General features: G+C 56.2%; 3 tRNA genes. All 3 read right to left on the bottom strand.

What is annotated here, in order from left to right:
- Positions 1–90: 90 nt before the first annotated feature.
- Positions 91–167: transfer RNA gene (locus tag Q0785_RS20305), tRNA-Ile, on the bottom strand.
- A gap of 8 nt (positions 168–175) precedes the next feature.
- A tRNA-Met gene (locus tag Q0785_RS20300) sits at positions 176–249 on the bottom strand.
- A gap of 20 nt (positions 250–269) precedes the next feature.
- Positions 270–345, bottom strand: a tRNA-Ala gene (locus Q0785_RS20295).

Raw genomic sequence — 345 nt, 5'->3', positions numbered from 1 at the left:
TCGAACCCCCGCGGGATTTGACTCCCCTGTCGGTTTTCAAGACCGATCCCTTCAGCCAAACTTGGGTATTCCTCCGTGATAATAGATAAATGGTGGACCTTGCAGGACTCGAACCTGCGACCGGACGGTTATGAGCCGTCTGCTCTAACCAACTGAGCTAAAGGTCCTAAAAAAGTGGCGGCAGAGGGGATCGAACCCCCGACCTTACGGGTATGAACCGTACGCTCTAGCCAGCTGAGCTACGCCGCCAGGATCTTTATTGTTATAGTTGGTGGAGCCTAGCGGGATCGAACCGCTGACCTCCTGCGTGCAAGGCAGGCGCTCTCCCAGCTGAGCTAAGGCCCC

It is taken from the genome of uncultured Planococcus sp. (genome assembly GCF_947501725.1).
Lineage (GTDB): Bacteria > Bacillota > Bacilli > Bacillales_A > Planococcaceae > Planococcus > Planococcus donghaensis_C.
This window is presented reverse-complemented; position numbering and strand designations above follow the sequence as displayed.